General features: G+C 70.3%; 18 protein-coding genes. 10 read left to right on the forward strand and 8 right to left on the reverse strand.

Features of this window, described 5'->3' with window-relative positions; all coding sequences use genetic code 11:
* The first annotated feature begins 346 nt into the window (after positions 1–346).
* Positions 347–934, forward strand: a complete 588-nt coding sequence (locus KF837_38700) for a DUF924 domain-containing protein (protein MBX3233318.1) — start codon at positions 347–349, stop codon at positions 932–934.
* A gap of 158 nt (positions 935–1,092) precedes the next feature.
* On the opposite strand, the gene KF837_38705 is transcribed toward KF837_38700, so the two are convergent.
* The 4 genes from KF837_38705 to KF837_38720 form a co-directional block, all read right to left on the reverse strand.
* Positions 1,093–1,479: a single-stranded DNA-binding protein gene (locus KF837_38705; protein ID MBX3233319.1), complete on the reverse strand. Its 387-nt coding sequence runs from the start codon at positions 1,477–1,479 to the stop codon at positions 1,093–1,095.
* A 135-nt stretch (positions 1,480–1,614) separates the two neighbouring features.
* On the reverse strand, positions 1,615–2,106 hold the full coding sequence (locus KF837_38710) for a hypothetical protein (GenBank protein MBX3233320.1): 492 nt from the start codon (positions 2,104–2,106) through the stop codon (positions 1,615–1,617).
* Positions 2,107–2,147: 41 nt separating this feature from the next.
* The gene (locus KF837_38715; protein ID MBX3233321.1) at positions 2,148–4,007 is read right to left on the reverse strand and encodes an ABC transporter ATP-binding protein; all 1,860 of its coding nucleotides are present in this window, start codon (positions 4,005–4,007) and stop codon (positions 2,148–2,150) included.
* A gap of 34 nt (positions 4,008–4,041) precedes the next feature.
* Complete coding sequence (locus KF837_38720; protein ID MBX3233322.1) at positions 4,042–5,520, reverse strand: NAD(P)/FAD-dependent oxidoreductase; 1,479 nt, start codon at positions 5,518–5,520, stop codon at positions 4,042–4,044.
* Between the two features lie 191 nt (positions 5,521–5,711).
* Between KF837_38720 and KF837_38725 the strand changes: the two genes are divergently transcribed.
* Positions 5,712–6,932: a hypothetical protein gene (locus KF837_38725; protein MBX3233323.1), complete on the forward strand. Its 1,221-nt coding sequence runs from the start codon at positions 5,712–5,714 to the stop codon at positions 6,930–6,932.
* Positions 6,933–7,044: 112 nt separating this feature from the next.
* The gene (locus KF837_38730) at positions 7,045–7,674 is read left to right on the forward strand and encodes a hypothetical protein (protein MBX3233324.1); all 630 of its coding nucleotides are present in this window, start codon (positions 7,045–7,047) and stop codon (positions 7,672–7,674) included.
* Positions 7,675–7,677: 3 nt separating this feature from the next.
* Here KF837_38730 and KF837_38735 read toward each other — a convergent pair whose 3' ends face one another.
* The gene (locus KF837_38735; protein MBX3233325.1) at positions 7,678–8,160 is read right to left on the reverse strand and encodes a CBS domain-containing protein; all 483 of its coding nucleotides are present in this window, start codon (positions 8,158–8,160) and stop codon (positions 7,678–7,680) included.
* Between the two features lie 177 nt (positions 8,161–8,337).
* On the opposite strand from KF837_38735, the gene KF837_38740 reads away from it, so the two are divergent.
* Positions 8,338–10,407, forward strand: a complete 2,070-nt coding sequence (locus KF837_38740) for a transketolase (protein ID MBX3233326.1) — start codon at positions 8,338–8,340, stop codon at positions 10,405–10,407.
* Between the two features lie 146 nt (positions 10,408–10,553).
* Complete coding sequence (locus KF837_38745) at positions 10,554–10,910, forward strand: DUF2267 domain-containing protein (protein ID MBX3233327.1); 357 nt, start codon at positions 10,554–10,556, stop codon at positions 10,908–10,910.
* Between the two features lies 1 nt (position 10,911).
* On the opposite strand, the gene KF837_38750 is transcribed toward KF837_38745, so the two are convergent.
* Entirely contained in the window at positions 10,912–11,715 is an 804-nt protein-coding gene (locus KF837_38750) for an SH3 domain-containing protein (GenBank protein ID MBX3233328.1), read from the reverse strand.
* A gap of 441 nt (positions 11,716–12,156) precedes the next feature.
* Between KF837_38750 and KF837_38755 the strand changes: the two genes are divergently transcribed.
* Positions 12,157–13,065, forward strand: a complete 909-nt coding sequence (locus tag KF837_38755) for a hypothetical protein (protein ID MBX3233329.1) — start codon at positions 12,157–12,159, stop codon at positions 13,063–13,065.
* 9 nt (positions 13,066–13,074) lie between these two features.
* Here the strand turns inward: KF837_38755 and KF837_38760 are convergent, their stop codons facing one another.
* Positions 13,075–13,863: a heme-binding protein gene (locus KF837_38760; GenBank protein ID MBX3233330.1), complete on the reverse strand. Its 789-nt coding sequence runs from the start codon at positions 13,861–13,863 to the stop codon at positions 13,075–13,077.
* A gap of 26 nt (positions 13,864–13,889) precedes the next feature.
* A complete protein-coding gene (locus KF837_38765) occupies positions 13,890–14,942 on the reverse strand; it encodes a hypothetical protein (GenBank protein MBX3233331.1) in 1,053 nt (350 codons plus the stop codon).
* Between the two features lie 29 nt (positions 14,943–14,971).
* On the opposite strand from KF837_38765, the gene KF837_38770 reads away from it, so the two are divergent.
* Genes KF837_38770 through KF837_38785 form a run of 4 tightly spaced genes read left to right on the forward strand, consistent with a single transcriptional unit; the run spans position 14,972 to position 18,231 of the window.
* A complete protein-coding gene (locus KF837_38770) occupies positions 14,972–16,054 on the forward strand; it encodes a teichoic acid biosynthesis protein (protein ID MBX3233332.1) in 1,083 nt (360 codons plus the stop codon).
* Between the two features lie 3 nt (positions 16,055–16,057).
* Positions 16,058–17,707, forward strand: a complete 1,650-nt coding sequence (locus KF837_38775) for an aldehyde dehydrogenase (GenBank protein ID MBX3233333.1) — start codon at positions 16,058–16,060, stop codon at positions 17,705–17,707.
* Positions 17,708–17,755: 48 nt separating this feature from the next.
* Complete coding sequence (locus KF837_38780) at positions 17,756–17,950, forward strand: hypothetical protein (protein MBX3233334.1); 195 nt, start codon at positions 17,756–17,758, stop codon at positions 17,948–17,950.
* Complete coding sequence (locus KF837_38785) at positions 17,926–18,231, forward strand: hypothetical protein (GenBank protein ID MBX3233335.1); 306 nt, start codon at positions 17,926–17,928, stop codon at positions 18,229–18,231. Before KF837_38780 ends, KF837_38785 begins: the two co-directional genes overlap by 25 nt.

An 18,231-nucleotide genomic window follows, 5' to 3' on the forward strand; every position in this document is an offset into this window, starting at 1 on the left:
TGCGTCTGCCGCTCGATGATCGGCATGATCGAGATCGAGCGCGGCCGCGTGAACGAGGCGATCGAGGCGTTCCTCCAGGGCCTCAACGCGCGCATCAAGGAGCCGCAGCAGGAGACGGTGCTCTGCTACGAGATCGGCGCGGCGTACGAGGTGAAGAAGCTCATCAAGGACGCGCTCTCGTACTTCCAGAAGGCGATGCGGCGCGACCCGAACTACCGCGACGTGCAGGAGCGCGTCCGCCGTCTCGCGAAGGCGGAGCCGAAGCAGCCGGTGCGTCAGGTCGCGGTCGGCGCGGACGACGAGTTCGATCGCGCGTTCGACGATCTCCTGAGCAAGGCGTAGCGCGATGAGCCCGGCGGAGGTCCTCGAGTTCTGGTTCGGTCCGCCCGGGTCGCCGCCGCTCGCGTCGTCGACCAAGTGGTACACGAAGGACGCCGCGTTCGACGCGGAGGTCCGCGCGCGCTTCGGCGAGACGCACGCGCTCGCCGCCGCCGGCAAGCTCGACGAATGGAAGGAGACGCCGCGCGGCCGCCTCGCGCTCGTCATCGTGCTCGATCAGTTCTCGCGCAACATGTACCGCGGCGACGCGCGCGCGTTCGCGTGCGACGATCGCGCGCGCGACCTCGCGCTCGAGGCGCTCTCGACCGGCGAGGACCGGCAGCTCGAGCCGATCGAGCGGACGTTCCTCTACATGCCGCTCATGCACGCGGAGGACAGCGACCTCCAGCGCAAGTGCATCGCCGCGTTCGCCGTCCTCGCGGACAAGGCGCCGCCGGACCTCCAGAAGTACGTCGCGAACGGCCTCGACTACGCGAAGCAGCACGCGGAGATCATCGAGCGCTTCGGCCGCTTCCCGCACCGCAACGAGATCCTCGGGCGCGACTCGACCTCGGAGGAGGTCGCGTTCTTGAAGCAACCCGGCTCCTCGTTCTGAGTCTTTCTTGTTCGAGAGGGCTCTGCCCTCTCGAGCTCTCCCGCCGGGGGCCTTCGCGCGAAGACGCGCTCAGCGCCCCCGGACCCCCCGAGAGGGGAGCCGCGGCGAGAGGGGCTTCGATTCCTGCTCGCGCTCCAAGCGCCGCGCGGGCGTGACGATCAGAAGGGCAGCGACTGTGGCTTCGGGTCGGAGCCCTTCGAGACGAACGCGCCGTTCGACGGTCCGCCCGCGAAGCTGATCTCCTGCGCGACGACGTCGGTCGTGTAGCGCTTCTGGCCGTCCTTCTCGTACGAGCCGTACTGGATGCGGCCCTGCACGAAGAGCTTCGTGCCCTTGCGAAGGTGCTTCGCGAGCGCCTCACCGCGCCGGCCGAAGACCTTCACCGTGTGCCACTCCGTCCTCTCCTGTTTGACGTTGTCCTTGTCGAGCCACGACTCCGTCGTCGCGAGGTTCATCTTCAGCACCGATCCTTTCTCCGACGTGCGGAGCTCCGCATCGCCGCCGAGGTTGCCCATGAGAAACACCTGATTGATTCCGTCGCTCATGGGCGCCGCTCCAGCACGCGCCAGGCCAACGGCGCGCGCGAGCGATCTCGGGAGGTTATCGCGCGTGACCATATGGCCCGGCCAGGCCAGGGCCAGGCCAGGGGCCAGTTGGAGGCGCGGGCGGGCTCCGCGTGCTCAGCGCGGAGGGAGGAACGAGTACGTCGGGGGGCGCATCGAGAACGGATCGGGCTCGCGCGGCACGAGGCTCTTGAGCGAGCGCGCCGCGATCGGATCGTCCGGCGCCGGCATCAGCCAGCTGTCGCGGACGTCGACGAAGTCCTCGCTCGTCGTCGTCACCGTCAGCGGATTCGCCGCGTTCGCGAAGGGAAACGGAAACGCGACCGGCAACGGCGGCGGCCCCTTGCGCGCGGGCGCGGGCGCGACGTTGCGCGCGGGCGCGACGTTGCGCGCGGGGGGTGGGGCGGTGGGGGCGAGAGAGGCGCGGGGGTCGATGCCGGAGGCGTGCAGCAGGAGCGCGGCGTCGATCTTCGCCATCTTGCGGGTCACCCGCGGCGACATCGGCGACTCGCGCCGGCGTACGCGGACGACCTTGCCGCTGCGCTTGCGGCCCTCGTCGTCGCTGAACCACTCCGAGTCCTCCATCGCGAGCTTCTTGAGGTTGGGCATCCCTCGCTAGAACGGCGGCGCTGGACGGACCTTAAGCCACTTCAGGAATATCCTCGCGCTTGCAGCTCGTAGAGGCGGGCGTACGTCTTCTTCGCCGCGACGAGCTCCGCGTGGGTGCCGTCCTCCGCGATCTTCGCGTCCTCGATGAGGAGGATGCGGTCCGCCATCCGCACCGTCGGGAAGCGGTGCGAGATGATGATCGTCGTGCGGTCCTGCGTCAGCTCCTGGAAGCGCTCGAACACCGCGTGCTCCGCCTCCGCGTCGAGCGCCGCCGTCGGCTCGTCGAGGACGAGGATGTCGGCGTCCTCGCGCATGAAGCCACGCGACAGCGCGATCTTCTGCCATTGCCCGCCCGACAGCTCGACGCCCTCGTCGAACCACCGCCCGAGCTGCGTGTCGAGGCCCGCCTCGTAGCCGGCGAGGAGCGGCTCCGCCCCGCCTTGCTTCGTCGCCTTCACGACGCGCTCGTCGTCCGCGAGGTGCTCGACCTGCCCCACCCCTACGTTCTCGCGGAACGTGAGCTCGTACTGGTTGAAGTCCTGGAACACGACGCCGAAACGACGGAGGAGCTCGTCCTTGTCCCAGTCCACGAGGTCCTTCCCGTCGAGGAAGATGTGCCCCTCCGTCGGATCGTAGAGCCGCGTGAGGAGCTTGATGAGCGTCGTCTTCCCGGCCCCGTTGTGCCCCACGATCGCGACGCTCTGCCCCTCCGGGATGAAGAGGTCGACGTCCCGCAACACCCACTTCTCGCTGCCCGGATACCGGAAGCTCACCCCCGAGAGCCGCAGGCCGCGCTCAGGTTCGAGAGGGCTCTGCCCTCTCGAGCTCTCCCGCCGGGGGCCCCCGAGAGAGGGGCTCTTCTGCGCCGGTGCCACGTCCGCGTCGAGGTACGCGAAGAGGTTCGACATGTAGAGGTTGTGCTCGTAGATCGCGCCGATGCCGGTGAGGATCGAGTGGAACGACGACTGCCCGCTCCGGAGCGCGAGGACGAACATCGTCATGCTGCCGAGCGTGATCGCCTTCGCCGCCGCCGACAGCGCCATCAGCGCGTACGTGCCGTAGAACGCGAGCGTCGCGAGGAGCGAGAGCAGGTACGTCACGATCGTGCGGCGGACCATGAGCTTCGAGTCCTCGTGGTGGAAGCGCTCCGCGAGCTCCTTGTAGCGGCCGAGGAACAGGTCCGAGAGGCCGAAGAGGCGGACCTCCTTCACGTGCTCGTTGTTGGCGAGGACGTACTCGAGGTAGTTGAGCTTCCGCGCGTCCGGCGAGCGCCAGTTCCGGATGCGGAAGCCCTGCTTCGCGTAGCGCATCTCGGCGACGGTGGAGGGCAGCGCCGCGACGACGAGCACGAGCACGACCCACGGGCTGTAGCGCACGAGGATCGCGACGTAGCCCGTGAGCGTGAGGATCGACTGCACGAGCGAGAACGTCTCGCTCACGAGCGACAGGGGCCGCGACGAGGCCTCCCGCCGCGCGCGCTGGAGCCGGTCGTAGAACTCCGGGTCCTCGAAGTGACGCAGCTCCAGCGTCTGCGCGCGCTCGAGGATCGCGATGTTGATGTCGGTCCCGAGCCGCGAGCCGAGGATCATCCGCGTCATCGCGGAGAGGCGCGAGACGGAGGCCTGGAGCACGACGAGCCCGAGCTCGGCGCCGACCCAGAACAAGGTCTCGCGGCGCGAGCCGTCGACGACCGCGTCGACGAGGCGCTTGCCCGCGACCGCGATCGCGGGCCCGATGAACGCGCCGAGGAAGGCGAGGACCGAGAACGCGACCGTGAGCGACGGCGACGACCTCCAGACGAGCCCGAGCGCGCGCCGGATGTATCCCCCCGCCTCGCGCAGCGCGCGGCGGAGCGGCACCTTCGGCGGATCTTTGGGCTTCGGTCGACGGCGCGGGGGCATCGGCAGGACTAGGAGATCCGATGCCGGGCGTGGATCATCCGTCGCTGCAGCGGAGGAGGCCCTCGGGACCGAAGACGTCGGGCTTCAGCACGCTCCGGCCGAGGATCATGCGCGCGCACTCCTGCACGCCCTCCGGGACGGCGGGGTGCGGGTGCACGGTGTGATCGAGCTCGTCGAGCGTCGCGCCGAGCTGGATGAGGAAGGCGATGCCCTGGATCGTGCTCGACGCCTGCGGGCCGACGACGCGGAGCCCGAGGATCTTCGACGAGTCCTTCGCCGCGAGGAGCTTCACGAACCCGCGCGTGGAGCGCATCGCGATGTTGCGGCTGACGAGCCGGTTGTCGACGACGCCGACGCGGTAGGGAATGCCATCCTTCTTCGCCTGCGTCTCGTTCAGGCCCACCGCCGCGACCTCGGGCTTCAGGAACATGATCGAGGAGAGCGCCCCGTACTGGATCGGGCGCGGCTCGAGGCCGAACATCTTCTCGACCGCGAAGCGCCCCTCGAGCTCGGCCACGTTCACGAGCGCGATGTCCATCGTCACGTCGCCCGCCGCCCAGACGTGCGGCGCGCTCGTCGACTGGCAGTCCTTCACGACGACGCCGCCGCCCTTGTCGAGCGCGACCCCCGCGGCCTCGAGGCCGAGGTCCTTCGTGCTCGGCACGCGGCCGATCGAGACGAGCGCCTTGTCGACGTGGATCGTCTCCTGCGCGCCGTCGGCGTTGGTGACGACGTACTCGACGCGGCCGTCCACGACCTTGAGGCTCTCGAGCTTCGCCGCGCGATGGATCGTGATGCCGAGCGACTCGAAGCTCCTCGACACCTCCTCCGACACGTCCTCGTCCTCGAACGGGAGGATGCGCGGCTGGCGATCGATGATGTGGATCTTCGTCTTGCCGAAGCTCGCGAACATCGTCGCGTACTCGCAGCCGACGACGCCGGCGCCGACGATGACCATGCTCGTCGGGAACTCCTTCCACTGCTCGATGTGGTCGCTCGTCACGATGACGTCGCCGTCGACCGGGTAGTCCGGCGGCACGCGCGGGTGCGAGCCGGTCGCGATGAGGAAGTTCTTCGCCTCGATCGTCTCCGTCGTGCCGTCGACCTTCTTCACCTCGACCTTCGTCGGCGAGGTGAACGTCGCCTTGCCGCGGACGAGGGTGACGACCCCGCCGGCGGGGCTCGGGCGCGCGAGGCCTTCGAGCTGACGATCGAGGAGCGCGCGCCGCTCGGAGACCGCGACGCGCACCGACTCCATCACCGACGCGTACGTGACGTCGATGCCGCCCGGCGCGCGGTACCCGCGATCGGTGAGCCGCGCGGTCGCGTAGTCGTTCGAGAGGTGCCACATCGTCTTCGACGACAGCGCGCCGTTGTGGATGCCGGTGCCGCCGAGGCGATCGCGCTCGACGAGGACGACCCGTTTGCCCAGGTCGTGCGCGCGCATCGCCGCGGCGTAGCCGGCGGGGCCGGCACCGATAACGCAGAGGTCCCAGGTGGGGTTCGTCGTCATCGCCGCAGGATACCTTGCGCAGGCGGCTGCGCTTGGCCGCGGGTGGGGATGATGGGCCGACACCTCGGCGGATCGCGTCCGAGCCCCGGGATCGCCCGATCGAAACACAAAGATTCCAAGCTCTTGCTCGCGGCACCCGCGTTGCTAGGTGGGATAATGTGCGCCTCGCCCTCGTCCCCTCCTCCTTAATAGTGAGCGCCCTCCTCCTCGGCGCGTGCGCCGCCGACGACGAGGACATCGACGCGGAGCAGCAAGCGGAGCTCTCCGCGATCCTCGCGAAGGACGTCGACCCCACCACCGCGGCGGAGGCGACCGATCCCGCCGACCTCGATCAGGACGGCATCCCCGACGCGCTCGAGGAGCAGCTCATCCGCCGCTACCGCCCCTACTACGAGCTCACGAAGGAAGGGAACAAGACCGAGGCGCATCTCCCGTCCGACGCGATCGCCGAGATCGAGACGTCGCAGCTCAAGGAGATGAAGGGCGACGACGACGTCTCCGCCCCGCTCGCGGGATGCGGCAACGCGCGGGACAAGCACCTCGTCCCCGCGCAGTCGCTCCTCACGTGCAAGCCGGAGACGAGCTACACGCGGAACAAGAAGATCACGAAGTACTGCCTCAACCACGCCGACGCGCGGCGCGCCGGCGTCAGCGTCGCGGAGGCGAAGGCGAAGGCGACCGGCCTCTACGGCCACGTCTCGAACGACCTCGTGAACGGGCGCGCGACGTACAAGATCGAGTACTGGCAGTACTGGGCGTTCAACGACCAAGACATCACCGTGCTCGGCCTCGGCTCGTTCGGCGATCACGAGGGCGATTGGACCGGGGTAGAGGTCTGGGTCGATCGCGAGACGAAGGCGGTCGCGAAGCTCGGCTACATGATCCACGGCATCGAGGTGTTCTTCACCGTGCCGGCGGGGACGAAGGCCGCGTGCACGTCGTGCTTCACCTCCGTGAAAGGTGCAAAGTACAACCCCAGCGTCGGGTCGATCTTCGACGACCGCGAGCGGCCCAAGTTCGACGACAACCAGGCCGAGTTCTGGATCGACGCGCAGGGCTTCGAGCACGTGAAGCTGTACATCGAGCGCGGCGGGCACGAGGGCTGGCCCGGCACGTGGGGCAAGGCCGAGCACAAGGCGGGACCGATCACGATCAAGCTCAACGCCCACTCCGGCGGCGGCGTGGGGTGGCTCGTCGCAGACGTGAAGGATCGCGCCTTCAACCTCGGCGAGGTGGCGCACCCGCTCACGACTGCGGCGCGCGTAATCATCGACTTCAACGGCCACTGGGGCTGCACGAACGCGAAGGACGTCTTCGGCCTCGGCCCGCAGCGTCGCTCGCCGGTCGGCCCCGCGATGCACTGCGAGTGGCGCTGGCCCGACGGCAAGTCCGTCCCCGGCTGCGCGCATTAGTCTTGTTCGAGAGGGCTCTGCCCTCTCGAGCTCTCCCGCCGGGGGCCGTCGCGCGAAGACGCGCTCCGCGCCCCCGGCCCCCGAGAGGGACTGAGCGGCGTACAATGGGGGGGTGCAGGTCGATCGTGGCGGCTACCTCGTGTTCGTTTCCTCCATCGCGCTTGGCGGGGCCCTTGGCTACATCGCGTCGGAGAAGGACCTCGTCCCGCACCTCAAGAAACCGGAGGCGCCGCCGCCGCCACCACCGCCGCCGCCCGCCGTGAGCGTCAGCGCGCCGCCGCCGCCTCCTCCCGTCGTCGACGCCGGTCCCAGCTGCGACGACTCGATCGGCGAGCCCGACTCCTGCCCGCCGATCGGTCTGCCCACGGTCGAGGGCGGCTGCGGTCCCCTCGCCTTCAATCGCTGCAACGACTTCAAGAAGCTCATGAAGCCGAAGGTCGCGCAGGCGGCCGTCGCGTGCTTGAAGAAGCTCAATTACGCGGAGCAGTGCGACCCGAAGCGCATCGATCTCTGCGCGCACCAGGCGCTCATGAACGCGTGCGACGATCCCGCGGGCACGGCGGTGACGACGTGCGACGCGATCGCGAAGAGCTGCCCGAGCTCGTCGGCGAGCGAGTGCCGCCTCGCGGTGTCGGGGCTCCGCGAGGTGGGCCGCGAGGCCCTCGCCGACTGCACGAAGAAGCGGTGCGCCGACAAGGGCATCGTCGGCTGCGCCGCCGCTCCGGCCGACCTGCTGCGCTGACGATCACTCGGCCGACGCGGCGACCGCCTGCGGCCCGCGCTGCCGGCAGACCGCGCTCAGCGTCAGCGCCACGTCGTCGAGCGGGACCGCGGGGGCGCGCGCCGCCTTCTCGCGCTCCGCCTCACGCGCGACGTCGTTCAGCGAGAGGATGCCGGCGATGCGGCCCTCGGCGTCGACGACGGGGATGCGACGCACCTGCGCTCGCCGCATGATGCTCTCCGCGTGCTGGATCGTGTCTTCGGGGTGGCAGGAGAGGAGCTGCTTCGCCATCGCCTCGCCGATCGAGAGCTCGCGGAGCGTCTTTCCCTCGAAGCAGGCGGCCATGCAGATGTCGCGATCGGTGATGATCCCGATCGCGCGGCCCTCGGCGTCGACGACGGGGATGCAGCCGCAGTCTCCTTCCCACATGAGGCTCGCGGCCTCGGCGAGCGATTGCTCGAGTCCGCACGTCTTCACGTCTTTGGTCATCAAACGTTCGACTTTCATCTCTTCTCTCCTTTTCGATGGACTGTGAACGGGGCAAGCACACGAGCTCTCGTGCGCCGGCGTCACAGCGAGGCGATCGAAGACCTTCGCTGCACGATCGCGGGGACGGGTTCGAATCGCATGCGCGGCCGAATGCATTCGGCGTGCGCGGCACCTGCCTTGCTGTCACGCGCCGGCATGAGCGATCACGAACACCTCGAGCACGCGCGAGAGCTCGCGGCGCAGCTCCGCGTCGACAGCCTTCGCTGCTCGACGGAGGCAGGCTCCGGCCACCCGACGTCGAGCTTGTCGGCCGCCGACTTGATGGCGGTCCTGCTCTCGTCGCATCTCCGCGCGGACCTCCGGCGCACGCCGCCGCGCGCGAGCGACGATCAGCTGATCTTCTCGAAGGGGCACGCGTCGCCGCTGCTCTATTCGATGCTCAAGGCGGCCGCGGTGATCTCGGAGGAGGAGCTCCTCACCTACCGGCGCGCGCGGAGCAGGCTCGAGGGCCACCCCGTGCCGCCGCTGCCGGGTGTGCTCGTGGCGAGCGGCTCGCTCGGACAAGGGCTGCCGATCGCGGTCGGCGTCGCGCTCTCCGCGCGCCGGCTCGAGGAGAGCGACTGCCGCGTCTGGGTCCTCGTCGGCGACAGCGAGATGTCCGAGGGCTCGATCTGGGAGGCGTTCGATCACGCGCGGCACTACGCGCTCGGCAACTTGATCGCGGTCCTCGACATGAACCGGCTCGGTCAGCGCGGCGAGACTCCGCTCGGCTGGGACTCCGGCGCGTACGCGGCGCGGGCGCGCGCCTTCGGCTGGCGTGCGATCGAGATCGACGGGCACGACCTCGCCGCGATCGACGAGGCGTACGCGGAGGCTTCGCGCGGGGTGGACGTCCCTACCCTGATCGTCGCGCGCACGGTCAAGGGCAAGGGCGTCTCCTTCCTCGAGGACGAGGACGGATGGCACGGCAAGGCGCTCGACGAGGAGCAGTGCGCGAAGGCGATCGCCGAGCTCGGCAGCGTGCGATCGTTCACGATCGCGCTCCGTGCGCCGGCGTCCGAGGCGCCCGCGCCCGCGCCGGCGGTGAAGCCGCTCGCGCTCCCGCGCTACGAACGTTCGAAGCGCGTCGCGACCCGCCGCGCGTACGGCGACGCGCTCGCCGCCCTCGGCGCGGCGCGCCCCGACGTCGTCGTCCTCGACGCGGAGGTGAACAACTCGACGTACGCCGAGGACTTCGCGAAGGCCCATCCGGAGCGCTACTTCGAGATGTTCATCTCCGAGCAGCAGATGGTCGCGGCCGCGGTCGGCATGAGCGTGCGCGGGAAGGCGCCGTTCGCGTCGACCTTCGGCGCGTTCCTGACCCGCGCCTACGACTTCGTGCGGATGGCGGCGATCTCGCGCGCCGACCTCCGGCTCTGCGGCTCCCACGCCGGCGTCTCGATCGGCGAGGACGGCCCGTCGCAGATGGCGCTCGAGGACCTCGCGATGATGCGCGCCGTTCACGGCAGCACCGTGCTCTATCCGTGCTGCGCGAACCAGACCGCGAAGCTCGTCGCGGCGATGGCGGAGCAGCGCGGCGTCGTCTACCTGCGCACGACGCGCGAGAAGACGCCGGTCCTCTACGACGCCGACGACGTCTTCCGCGTCGGCGGCAGCAAGGTGCTGAGGCGCGCGAAGGGCGATCGCGTCACCGTCGTCACCGCCGGCATCACCGTCCACGAGGCGCTCGAAGCGCACGCGCGGCTCGCGGCCGAAGGGATCGGCGCCTCCGTGATCGACGCGTATTCGGTCAAGCCGCTCGACGCGGACACGATCCGCGACGCGGCGCAGGCGACCCACGGCAACGTCGTCGTCGTCGAGGACCACTGGCCCGAGGGCGGCCTCGGCGACGCGGTCCTCGAGTGCCTCACGACCCCGCGCGATCCGATCGCGGCGCGCGTCGTTCGCCTCGCCGTCCGCGCGATGCCCGGCTCGGCGAAGCCCGCCGAGCAGCTCGCCGCCGCCGGCATCGACGCGGCGGCGATCGCGGACGCCGTGCGCGCGCTCTTGTCGCGCGGCGCCGGTCGAGGCGCGGCGCCGCCGTCGTCGCGTCGTCGCGCGACGCGGGGCTGCTACCTCTGCGGCGCGACCGCGGCCTGGCGGATCGCGCTCGCGGGCGAGGACGAGCCCATCCGCGAGGAGGACGCGTGCGAGGAGCACGCGAGCGGCCACCGCCGGATCGCCGCCCTCCCGCTCGCCGGCGGCGCTCCGCAGCCCGCGCTCTGATCTGAGCCGGCACGTCGAATGCACCGATTCACGTCCATGAAGGCGCGAGAGGACGAGCTGAGGTCGGGCGTGCATCGCCCGCGCGGGACGCCGGAGGCCCGCGCGAACGTCATGCGTCGCGCGCGGCGACGACGTACACGACGTTCGTGCGGAGCATCGCCGACGCGACCGGTCTCCCCGAGGACGACGCGGAGCGCTCTGCGATCGCGGTCGTCGCGACGCTCGAGGAGGTCCTGCCGCTCCGCGAGGTCTGCGACCTCGAAGCCCAGCTGCCGTCGCGCTTCGACGAGCTGCTGAGCCACGAGCCGATCGCGGACCTCCCGAAGATGGACCGCGAGCATTTCTGCCGCCGCGTCGCGACGCGCCTCGGGCTGACGCCGGCGGAGGCGGAGACGCTCGCGCGGACCATCTTCGCGCTGCTCCGCTCCCGCATCTCGAGCGGAGAGGCGCGCCACGTCGAGGCGAACCTCCCGCCCGAGCTGCGGGAGCTATGGCAGTCGTGACTCAGAAGCCCGTGCGGCGGATCGCGTGGTACTGCGAGCCGAAGCTACGTGCATTGCGCACGCAACCGTAGCCGCAGCTCCGGCACTCCATCACCGTGGGCGCGCCCCACGCGTCGCCCTTCTCGTAGATGACGATGTGGCCGCTGCCGTTCTTGTTGTACACGAGCGCGTCGCCCGGCTTCATGCTCGCGCGCGTGATCGTCTTCCACTTGCCGGCGACGTCCCTGACGAAGTGGATCGTGCCGTACGGATGCGAGTTGGTGGAGAGGTTCTTCGCGCCGTACTGCCACGCCTTCGCGACGAGGCCGGAGCAGTCCGCGCCGTAGGAGCCGCGGTGCGTGCAGTTCGGGCACGAGCCCGTGCACGAGCCCTTCGTCGACGCGGTGACGCCCGCCTTCGTCCACGCGCCGCCGCCCCAGTAATACGAGAAGCCCATCGCGAGCTTTGCGCGCGCGATCGCGTTCGCGGGCGAGGGATCGCCGTCGACGTCGACCGCCGCGTCCTCCTCGCCTTCGTCGAGCGCAGACATGTTCCCCTCCGGCGCGAGGTACGAGGCGGAGACGTATCCGCTCACGCCGTTCCACGAGACGTTGTAGAAGCCGTTCGTGGCCTGCGACTCGACCTGGAGGACCATGCCCTCGGGCACGATCGCGAGGACGCCCGCCGTCGCGTCGGCGTCCTTGCGGAGGCTCACCGCCGCCGTCGTCTTCACCTCCGGGATCCCCGCGAGCGCGTCGACGTCCGCGTCCGACGGCGCCGCGCTGTCGTCCACCGCCGTGAGCGGGACGTCCTCGAGGTCTCCCACATCACCGCTTGCTTCCTCCGGCTCGACCAAGCTGGTCGACGACGAGAGCGATTCGTCGGAGGATTGGGCCGCACATCCGATGGCAACCGACATCGACACGAAAGTGGCTACGACAAGAGAGAGCGAGCGCATGCCCCCCGTACCGCAAGCCCCGAGCCAATCGGCGATCTCCTACCGTGATCAAGATTTTACCTCGGAAAAACAGGGCGATCGTGCATCGACACGTCGTGTGCCGGCGCACATCGGACGAGCATGCGCGCGCGCGGTCTCGCGAACGTCTCCGCGTCCGGCCGCGCGTGGGTCGCGAGGACCCACCTCATGAACGCTCGCACGAGGATCGTCGCGATCACGGTGATTGCGGCTGCCATCATCACGGTGCTGGTGATCGCGGGGCGGAGAGAGAGGTCCAACAGCAGCGAACCGCCGCCGAACGGATCTGGAGTGGCATCCGCGGCACCGTCGAACCCACAACCGCCGACCCCGAGCGCGGCGCCGGTCGTGTCGCTGGCGGACGGCGCGGTCGACCCGACCCTCCGCACGAAGTGGGGCGCGGGCGACAACGAGCTCGGGCACCTCGTGCAGGCCGAGGGCAACCCGGAAGGTCCGATGAGCCTCGCGCGCGCGGGCGACGATCTCCTCGTGCTCGATCAGGTCAACAACCGCATCGTCCGCTACTCGGGCGGCAAGCAGGTCGGCAGCTTCGCCGCCACCGCGACGACGCAGGACGTCGTCGTCGCGAAGGACGGCACGATCGTCACGCTCGATCGCCTCAAGGAGAAGTCCTTGCGCTTCTACGACAAGGACGGCCGCGAGCGCGCGCAGCTCTCGATCCCGACCGATCGCGTGAAAGATCCCGGCCTCGTCACCGGTCTCTTCACCGACGACAAGGACGTGTACCTCGAAGAGAGCCACGGCGCGCTCGTGCGCATCGGCACGACCGACGGCCGCCTCGCCGACGCGGTGAAGCTGAGCGGGCGCCCGAGCAAGGACGGCAAGCTCCTCGTCTCGGCGACGCTCGTCGGCTCGAAGCTCACCGTGAACGCGTTCGATCGCGCGAGCGGCACGCTCCGCTTCGCGCGCGTCATCCCGTACCCAGAGCCCACGCGCGAGGTCGCGCTCCTCGACACCGACGCGCGCGGGATCATCTACGCCGGCGTCGGCGGCGAAGAGGCGGTGACGGTGGCGTGCCTCGAGCCGGCGGAGGGCAAGGTCATCGGCCGCGTCGCGATCGAGAGCAGCATGATGCCGGAGGAGGCCTTCAAGGACTTCATCGTCACCGACGACGGCACGATCCAGTCGTCGTTCCGCACCGAGGACGGCGTCGAGTACCGCGTCGCGCGCTGCCCTTAGGTCGGTGGCTCAGGCGAGCTCGACCCAGAGCTCGGTGCGGCGGAGGAGCGGGATCGTCGACGGAGGATCGTAGCCCGCGAACATCGCCTCGCCCTTCGGCTCGAGGCCGCGCCGCGCGAGCGCGCGCGCGAGCGCCTGCTTGTGCGCGGCGAGGTTCTCCGCGGTGTAGCGGCCGGTGAAGCGGAGCACGGCGACGCGACGCGCGGGCACGTTCGCGAGCGCGACGCGCGCGTCGGTCGGCGCCGGGACGAGGACGTCGTCGGGCATGATGAGGGAGAGGCGGTAGCCGTCCTCGCCGCCAGTACCGAGGACCGGGACCGTCATCGCGATCTCCTGCTGCGCGTCGTTGTCGCGGAGGATGAACCCGGCGAGGCGGCGGAAGCCTTCCATCAACGCGTGGTCCCACGGCGCGTCGACCTTCGTCTCCGCGACCTGCAGCGACGGATAGCGGCGCACCTCGAAGCGGCCCGCGCGGAGCTCCACCTCGTACGGAGGTGACGGCAAGGACCAACGCTGGAGCTGCCACGCGCCGAGGCCGATCGCGGCGAGGCCGAGCCCGCCCGCGAGGAGGAGCCCGCTCCGGCGCCTGCGGCGATCGAGCTCCGCGGTCGCACCGCGCCACGCGAGCACACCCGTGGCAGCGATGACGCCGAGGCCGAGCGCCAGCGCGGGCGCCGCCACGTCGGCGAGGCGGCGCCTCCGCACGACGATCGCTCGGGACAGCTTCTTTTCCGCGGTCTCCGGCGCGAGCTCTCGGAGGTTCCGGAGATCGACCGGGGGGCTGACGGGGACGTTCATGCCCCAACGACAAGCAACTGCCGTGCTCAGCGGCGGCGGCCGAGCGCCCACGTCGCGGCGCGCGCGAATATACGTGCAGAATGCACGCGCTTGCTGGATGGCCCCACCTCCGCGTCGGCTCCTGCGGTGAACGCCTCGAGCCACGGCTCGGCGGGGGCGCGCGAGAGGACGCCGCCGAGGTCGAAGAGCGAGAGGCGCGCGCACCCCGCCGCGCGCGCGATCGCGACGTCCTCCGCGAGCTCCGAAGGATCGCGGTAGGTGGGCTCGTCCTCGAACGCGCCGGTCCCGATGCAGCCGAGCGACATGCCCGCGCCGGCGCTCCAGCGTCGCGCCGTGCGCGCGGTCGCGCGAGCGAGGAGGAGGCGCGCGTCACGCCGGCGGACCGCGCCGCGCGACCAGCCTTCGAGGATCGACGTGTACATCATCACGCTGACGTGCGCGGCGCCGAGCACGTCGACGGGCGTGCCGAGCGTGCGCTGCCAGCCGTCACCGCCCTCGGGATCGAGCGCCACGAGCGGCCACACCGCCGCCGACACCCCAATCCCCCGCGCCCTCACCTCCCCCGCCGCCCGCCCCAACTCCCCCGCCCCAAGCTCATACAATCCCGCCCCCCCACTCGCCGCCTCCTCTTCCGGCCCGGGGCCCCAGAAGCGGCCGCGAAAGCGGGCGCGAAGCGCCCCGAGCGCGAAGCGCGAGGGCCGTGTCTGGGGTGGGGTGTCGGGGCGAAGCCCCGACGTTGAAAAGAAAAACGGCTCCAGATCAAAGAGCAAGTCGCGTGGCGGAACCCCCGCCGCGTCGAGCGCGTCACAGATCCCGAGCGCGAGCGCGCGGAACTCGCGTGCATTGTGCATGTTGGCCCAGCGCCCCGCGTCGTCGGCGAGCATCGGCCAGATCGAGAGCGGGACGCCGGCGTCGCGGAGCGCGCGCGCGGCGTCGGGGAGGCGCTCCACGTCCCAGGGCCGGACCGCGAGGACGAGCTCGACGCGGTAGCGCGCGAGGAGGGCGAGCGTCGGCACGGAGAGGAGCTCGTCCCACGGCAATGTTTCGCTGTAGACGCGATCTTGCCACGGGCGCTCCATGTCGGGCCTCGAGTGTATGCTGCGTGGACATGAAGATCCTCTACGGCGTCGTCGGCGAAGGGATGGGGCACGCGATGCGCTCGCGTGTGATCCTCGAGCACCTCGTGTCGCAGCAGCACGACGTGGAGATCATGGCGTCGGGGCGCGCGGTCGACTTCCTCGCGAAGCGGTTCGACGGGGTCAACCGCATCCACGGCTTCCACATGATCTACGAGGAGAACCGCGTCCGCCCGATGAAGACGCTCTGGTCGAACGTGACGACCGGCGCGATCGGGCTCCCGAAGAACATCGCCGCGTACTTCGACCTCATCCAGGACTTCCGTCCCAACGCGGTCATCAGCGACTTCGAGTCGTGGACCTACCTCTACGGGATGACGCATCGGCTGCCGGTCCTCTCGATCGACAACATGCAGATCATCAACCGCACGACCTTGCCCGCGCCGATCGTCGAGGGGAACAAGGCGAAGTTCCAGCTCACGAAGGCCTTCATCAAGACGAAGCTCCCGTGGTGCGACGAGTACTTCGTCACCACGTTCTTCCACCCCGAGATCCGGAAGGCCAAGACGCGGCTCTTCCCGCCGATCCTCCGCCCCGAGATCCTCGCCGCGAAGGCGAAGCAGCGGCGCGGCGATCACCTCCTCGTCTACACCACCGGCGAGGGCAACAATACGATCCGCGAGACGCTCGCCGCGACCGGCCTCGAGTGCCGCATCTACGGCATGCGCCGCGGCCTCGAGCACGAGGTCGTCGAGGGCAACCTCCGCTTCCAGCCGTTCAGCGAGGACAAGTTCATCGACGACCTCGCGACCGCGCGCGCGGTCATCGCCGGCGGCGGCTTCACGCTCATGGGCGAGGCGGTCTACCTCCACAAGCCGATGCTCGCGGTCCCGCTCGAGGGCCAGTTCGAGCAGGTCCTCAACGCGCGCTACCTCGAGCTCGAGGGCTACGGCCGCTCTGCGGACTCGCTCGACGATCCGAAGACGATCCACGATTTCCTCGCCGCGGTCCCGGCCTGCGAGGCGAAGCTCGCGACGTACCAGCAGGACGGCAACACGAAGATCATGGCGGCGATCGACGGCTGGCTCGACAAGGCCGCCGCCGGCGTCCTCTGAGCCGTGATGGAAGCGACCTCGCTCGCCGACGTCGACGCGGCGATCTCCGCGCTCGAGAAGAAGCGCGACGACTGGCGGAGGGTCTCGAACGCCGAGCGCGTGGAGCTCCTCGAGCGCTGCATCGAGCAGACGCTGAAGGCGGCGCCCGACTGGGTCGCGGCGGGCGCGAAGATCAAGGGCCTCGCGCCGACGGACGACCTCGCCGGCGAGGAGTGGCTCGCTGGCGTGATGCCGACGATCCGCAACGCGCGCCTCTTCGCTGAGGCGCTGCGTCACGACAAGAGGCCCCCGCCCGCCGCGACGCGCATCGCCCCCGACGGGCGCACCGTCGCGCGCGTGTTCCCGTCGACGCTGATGGAGCGCCTCATGTTCGCGGGGTTCTCCGCCGACGTGTGGATGCAGCCCGGCAAGCCGGCGACGCAAGGGACGAAGCGTGAGGGCAAGGGCCGCGTCGCGCTCGTGCTCGGCGGAGGGAACGTCTCGTCGATCCCGGCGATGGATGTACTTTACAAGCTGTTCGTCGACGACGAGGTCGTGCTCCTCAAGATGAACCCCGTCAACGAGGACGTCGGGCCCGTCCTCGCGCGCGCCTTCGCGCCGCTCGTCGACGGCGGCTGGCTCGCGATCGTCTACGGCGGCGCCGACGTCGGCGCGCACGCGGCGGCGCATCCGAAGATCGGCTCGCTCCACGTCACGGGCTCCGATCGCACCTACGACGCGATCGTGTGGGGGAAAAACGAGAAGGGACCCGGCAAGACGCGAAAGAACGACAAACCGTTCACCGCGGAGCTCGGGTGCGTGACGCCGGTCCTCGTCGTGCCGGGGCCGTGGTCCGACGGGGACATCCGCTTCCAGGCGCGGCACGTGGCGTCGATGGTGACGCAGAACGCGAGCTTCAACTGCAACGCGGCGAAGGTCGTCGTCGTCGCGCGCGAGTGGCTGCAGAAGGACGCGTTCCTGGCGCAGGTGGAGGCGGAGCTCGCGAAGGCGCCGCCGCGGAAGGCGTACTACCCGGGCGCGGCCGATCGCTGGGCCCGCTTCCGCGCGGAGTATCCGACGGCGCGCGTCGTCGGGGCGGAGGCGGAGGGCGCGGTGCCGTGGACGATCATCCCGCGCCTCGACGGCAACGAGTACGCGCTCACGAACGAGGCCTTCTGCGGCGTCGTCGCGTTCGTGGAGCTCGACGCGCCGGACTACGCGGGCGCGTCGGTCCCGCGTTTCCTCGAGGCCGCGGTGACGTTCGCGAACGACGAGTGTTGGGGCACCCTCTCGTGCGGCGTGCTCATCCACCCTCGGTCGGAGGAGGAGAACGAGCAGGCGTTCGCGCGCGCGATCCGCGACCTTCGCTACGGCGGCATCGGCATCAACGCGTGGCCGGGCGCGATCTACGGCCTCGTGTCGCCGACGTGGGGCGCGTTCCCGGGCCACACGGCGGAGGACATCCAGTCGGGCACGGGCGTAGTGCACAACGCCTGGATGTTCGACCATCCGGAAAAATCGGTGCTGCGCGCGCCGTTCCGGATCCGGCCGACGCCGGCGTGGTTCGGCGATCACCGGAACCTGCGCGAGCTGGGGATGCGCCTCGTCGAGCACGAGGCCGCACCGTCGTGGAAGACCCTGCTCCGCGTCGCGCGCGCGGCGATCAAGGGCTGAGGTAACGTCTTTCTCGCGCCATCGGCCGTCTTGAGGCATCCTTCAGGCATGAGTACGCCCGCTCCCGCGCAGGTCTCGGTCGCGCAGCACGCTGACTCCGAGCTCGAGGCGGAGCTCCGGCGGGCGGTGGTGGACATCGAGGCGGGCCGCTGCTTCACGCTCACGCCGGAGATGGCGGAGCAGTGGGCCGCGACGGGCACGTGCCCGGGGCTCGACGAATGGCTCGCCGAATCGGACAGCTGAGCGTCGCGTTCCGGCGCGCGCTCGTGAAGCTCGGGCCCGCCGGCTCGCCCCAGCGCCTCGCCGCGGGTGCAGGGGTGTCGGCGCTCATGTCCGCAGAAGAGCTGCCGGGGCGGGTCGACTCGCGCATCTCGTTCGAGCCCGGCTTCGCGTACGCGCGCCGGGTGCCGGGGCGGAACCTGTGGCTCCTCTACCGCTTCGACGCGACGACGCTGGACGTCCTCGCGCTCCGCGACTCGCCGCCCGTGCCGCACGACGGCAACGAGGGCGGCGAGGCTGGGTAG

Source organism: Labilithrix sp. (genome assembly GCA_019637155.1).
Taxonomy (GTDB): Bacteria; Myxococcota_A; Polyangia; order Polyangiales; family Polyangiaceae; genus Labilithrix.

Excerpts from the sequence above, each read along its gene's own strand:
- KF837_38740 (MBX3233326.1), top strand. The coding sequence starts at position 8,338 with ATGAGCGATCACGAACACCTCGAGCACGCGCGAGAGCTCGCGGCGCAG.
- KF837_38720 (MBX3233322.1), bottom strand. The coding sequence starts at position 5,520 with ATGACGACGAACCCCACCTGGGACCTCTGCGTTATCGGTGCCGGCCCC.
- KF837_38705 (MBX3233319.1), bottom strand. The coding sequence starts at position 1,479 with ATGAGCGACGGAATCAATCAGGTGTTTCTCATGGGCAACCTCGGCGGC.
- KF837_38765 (MBX3233331.1), bottom strand. The coding sequence starts at position 14,942 with ATGGAGCGCCCGTGGCAAGATCGCGTCTACAGCGAAACATTGCCGTGG.
- KF837_38760 (MBX3233330.1), bottom strand. The coding sequence starts at position 13,863 with ATGAACGTCCCCGTCAGCCCCCCGGTCGATCTCCGGAACCTCCGAGAG.
- KF837_38715 (MBX3233321.1), bottom strand. The coding sequence starts at position 4,007 with ATGCCCCCGCGCCGTCGACCGAAGCCCAAAGATCCGCCGAAGGTGCCG.
- KF837_38780 (MBX3233334.1), top strand. The coding sequence starts at position 17,756 with ATGAGTACGCCCGCTCCCGCGCAGGTCTCGGTCGCGCAGCACGCTGAC.
- KF837_38700 (MBX3233318.1), top strand. The coding sequence starts at position 347 with ATGAGCCCGGCGGAGGTCCTCGAGTTCTGGTTCGGTCCGCCCGGGTCG.
- KF837_38785 (MBX3233335.1), top strand. The coding sequence starts at position 17,926 with ATGGCTCGCCGAATCGGACAGCTGAGCGTCGCGTTCCGGCGCGCGCTC.
- KF837_38735 (MBX3233325.1), bottom strand. The coding sequence starts at position 8,160 with ATGAAAGTCGAACGTTTGATGACCAAAGACGTGAAGACGTGCGGACTC.
- KF837_38770 (MBX3233332.1), top strand. The coding sequence starts at position 14,972 with ATGAAGATCCTCTACGGCGTCGTCGGCGAAGGGATGGGGCACGCGATG.
- KF837_38710 (MBX3233320.1), bottom strand. The coding sequence starts at position 2,106 with ATGCCCAACCTCAAGAAGCTCGCGATGGAGGACTCGGAGTGGTTCAGC.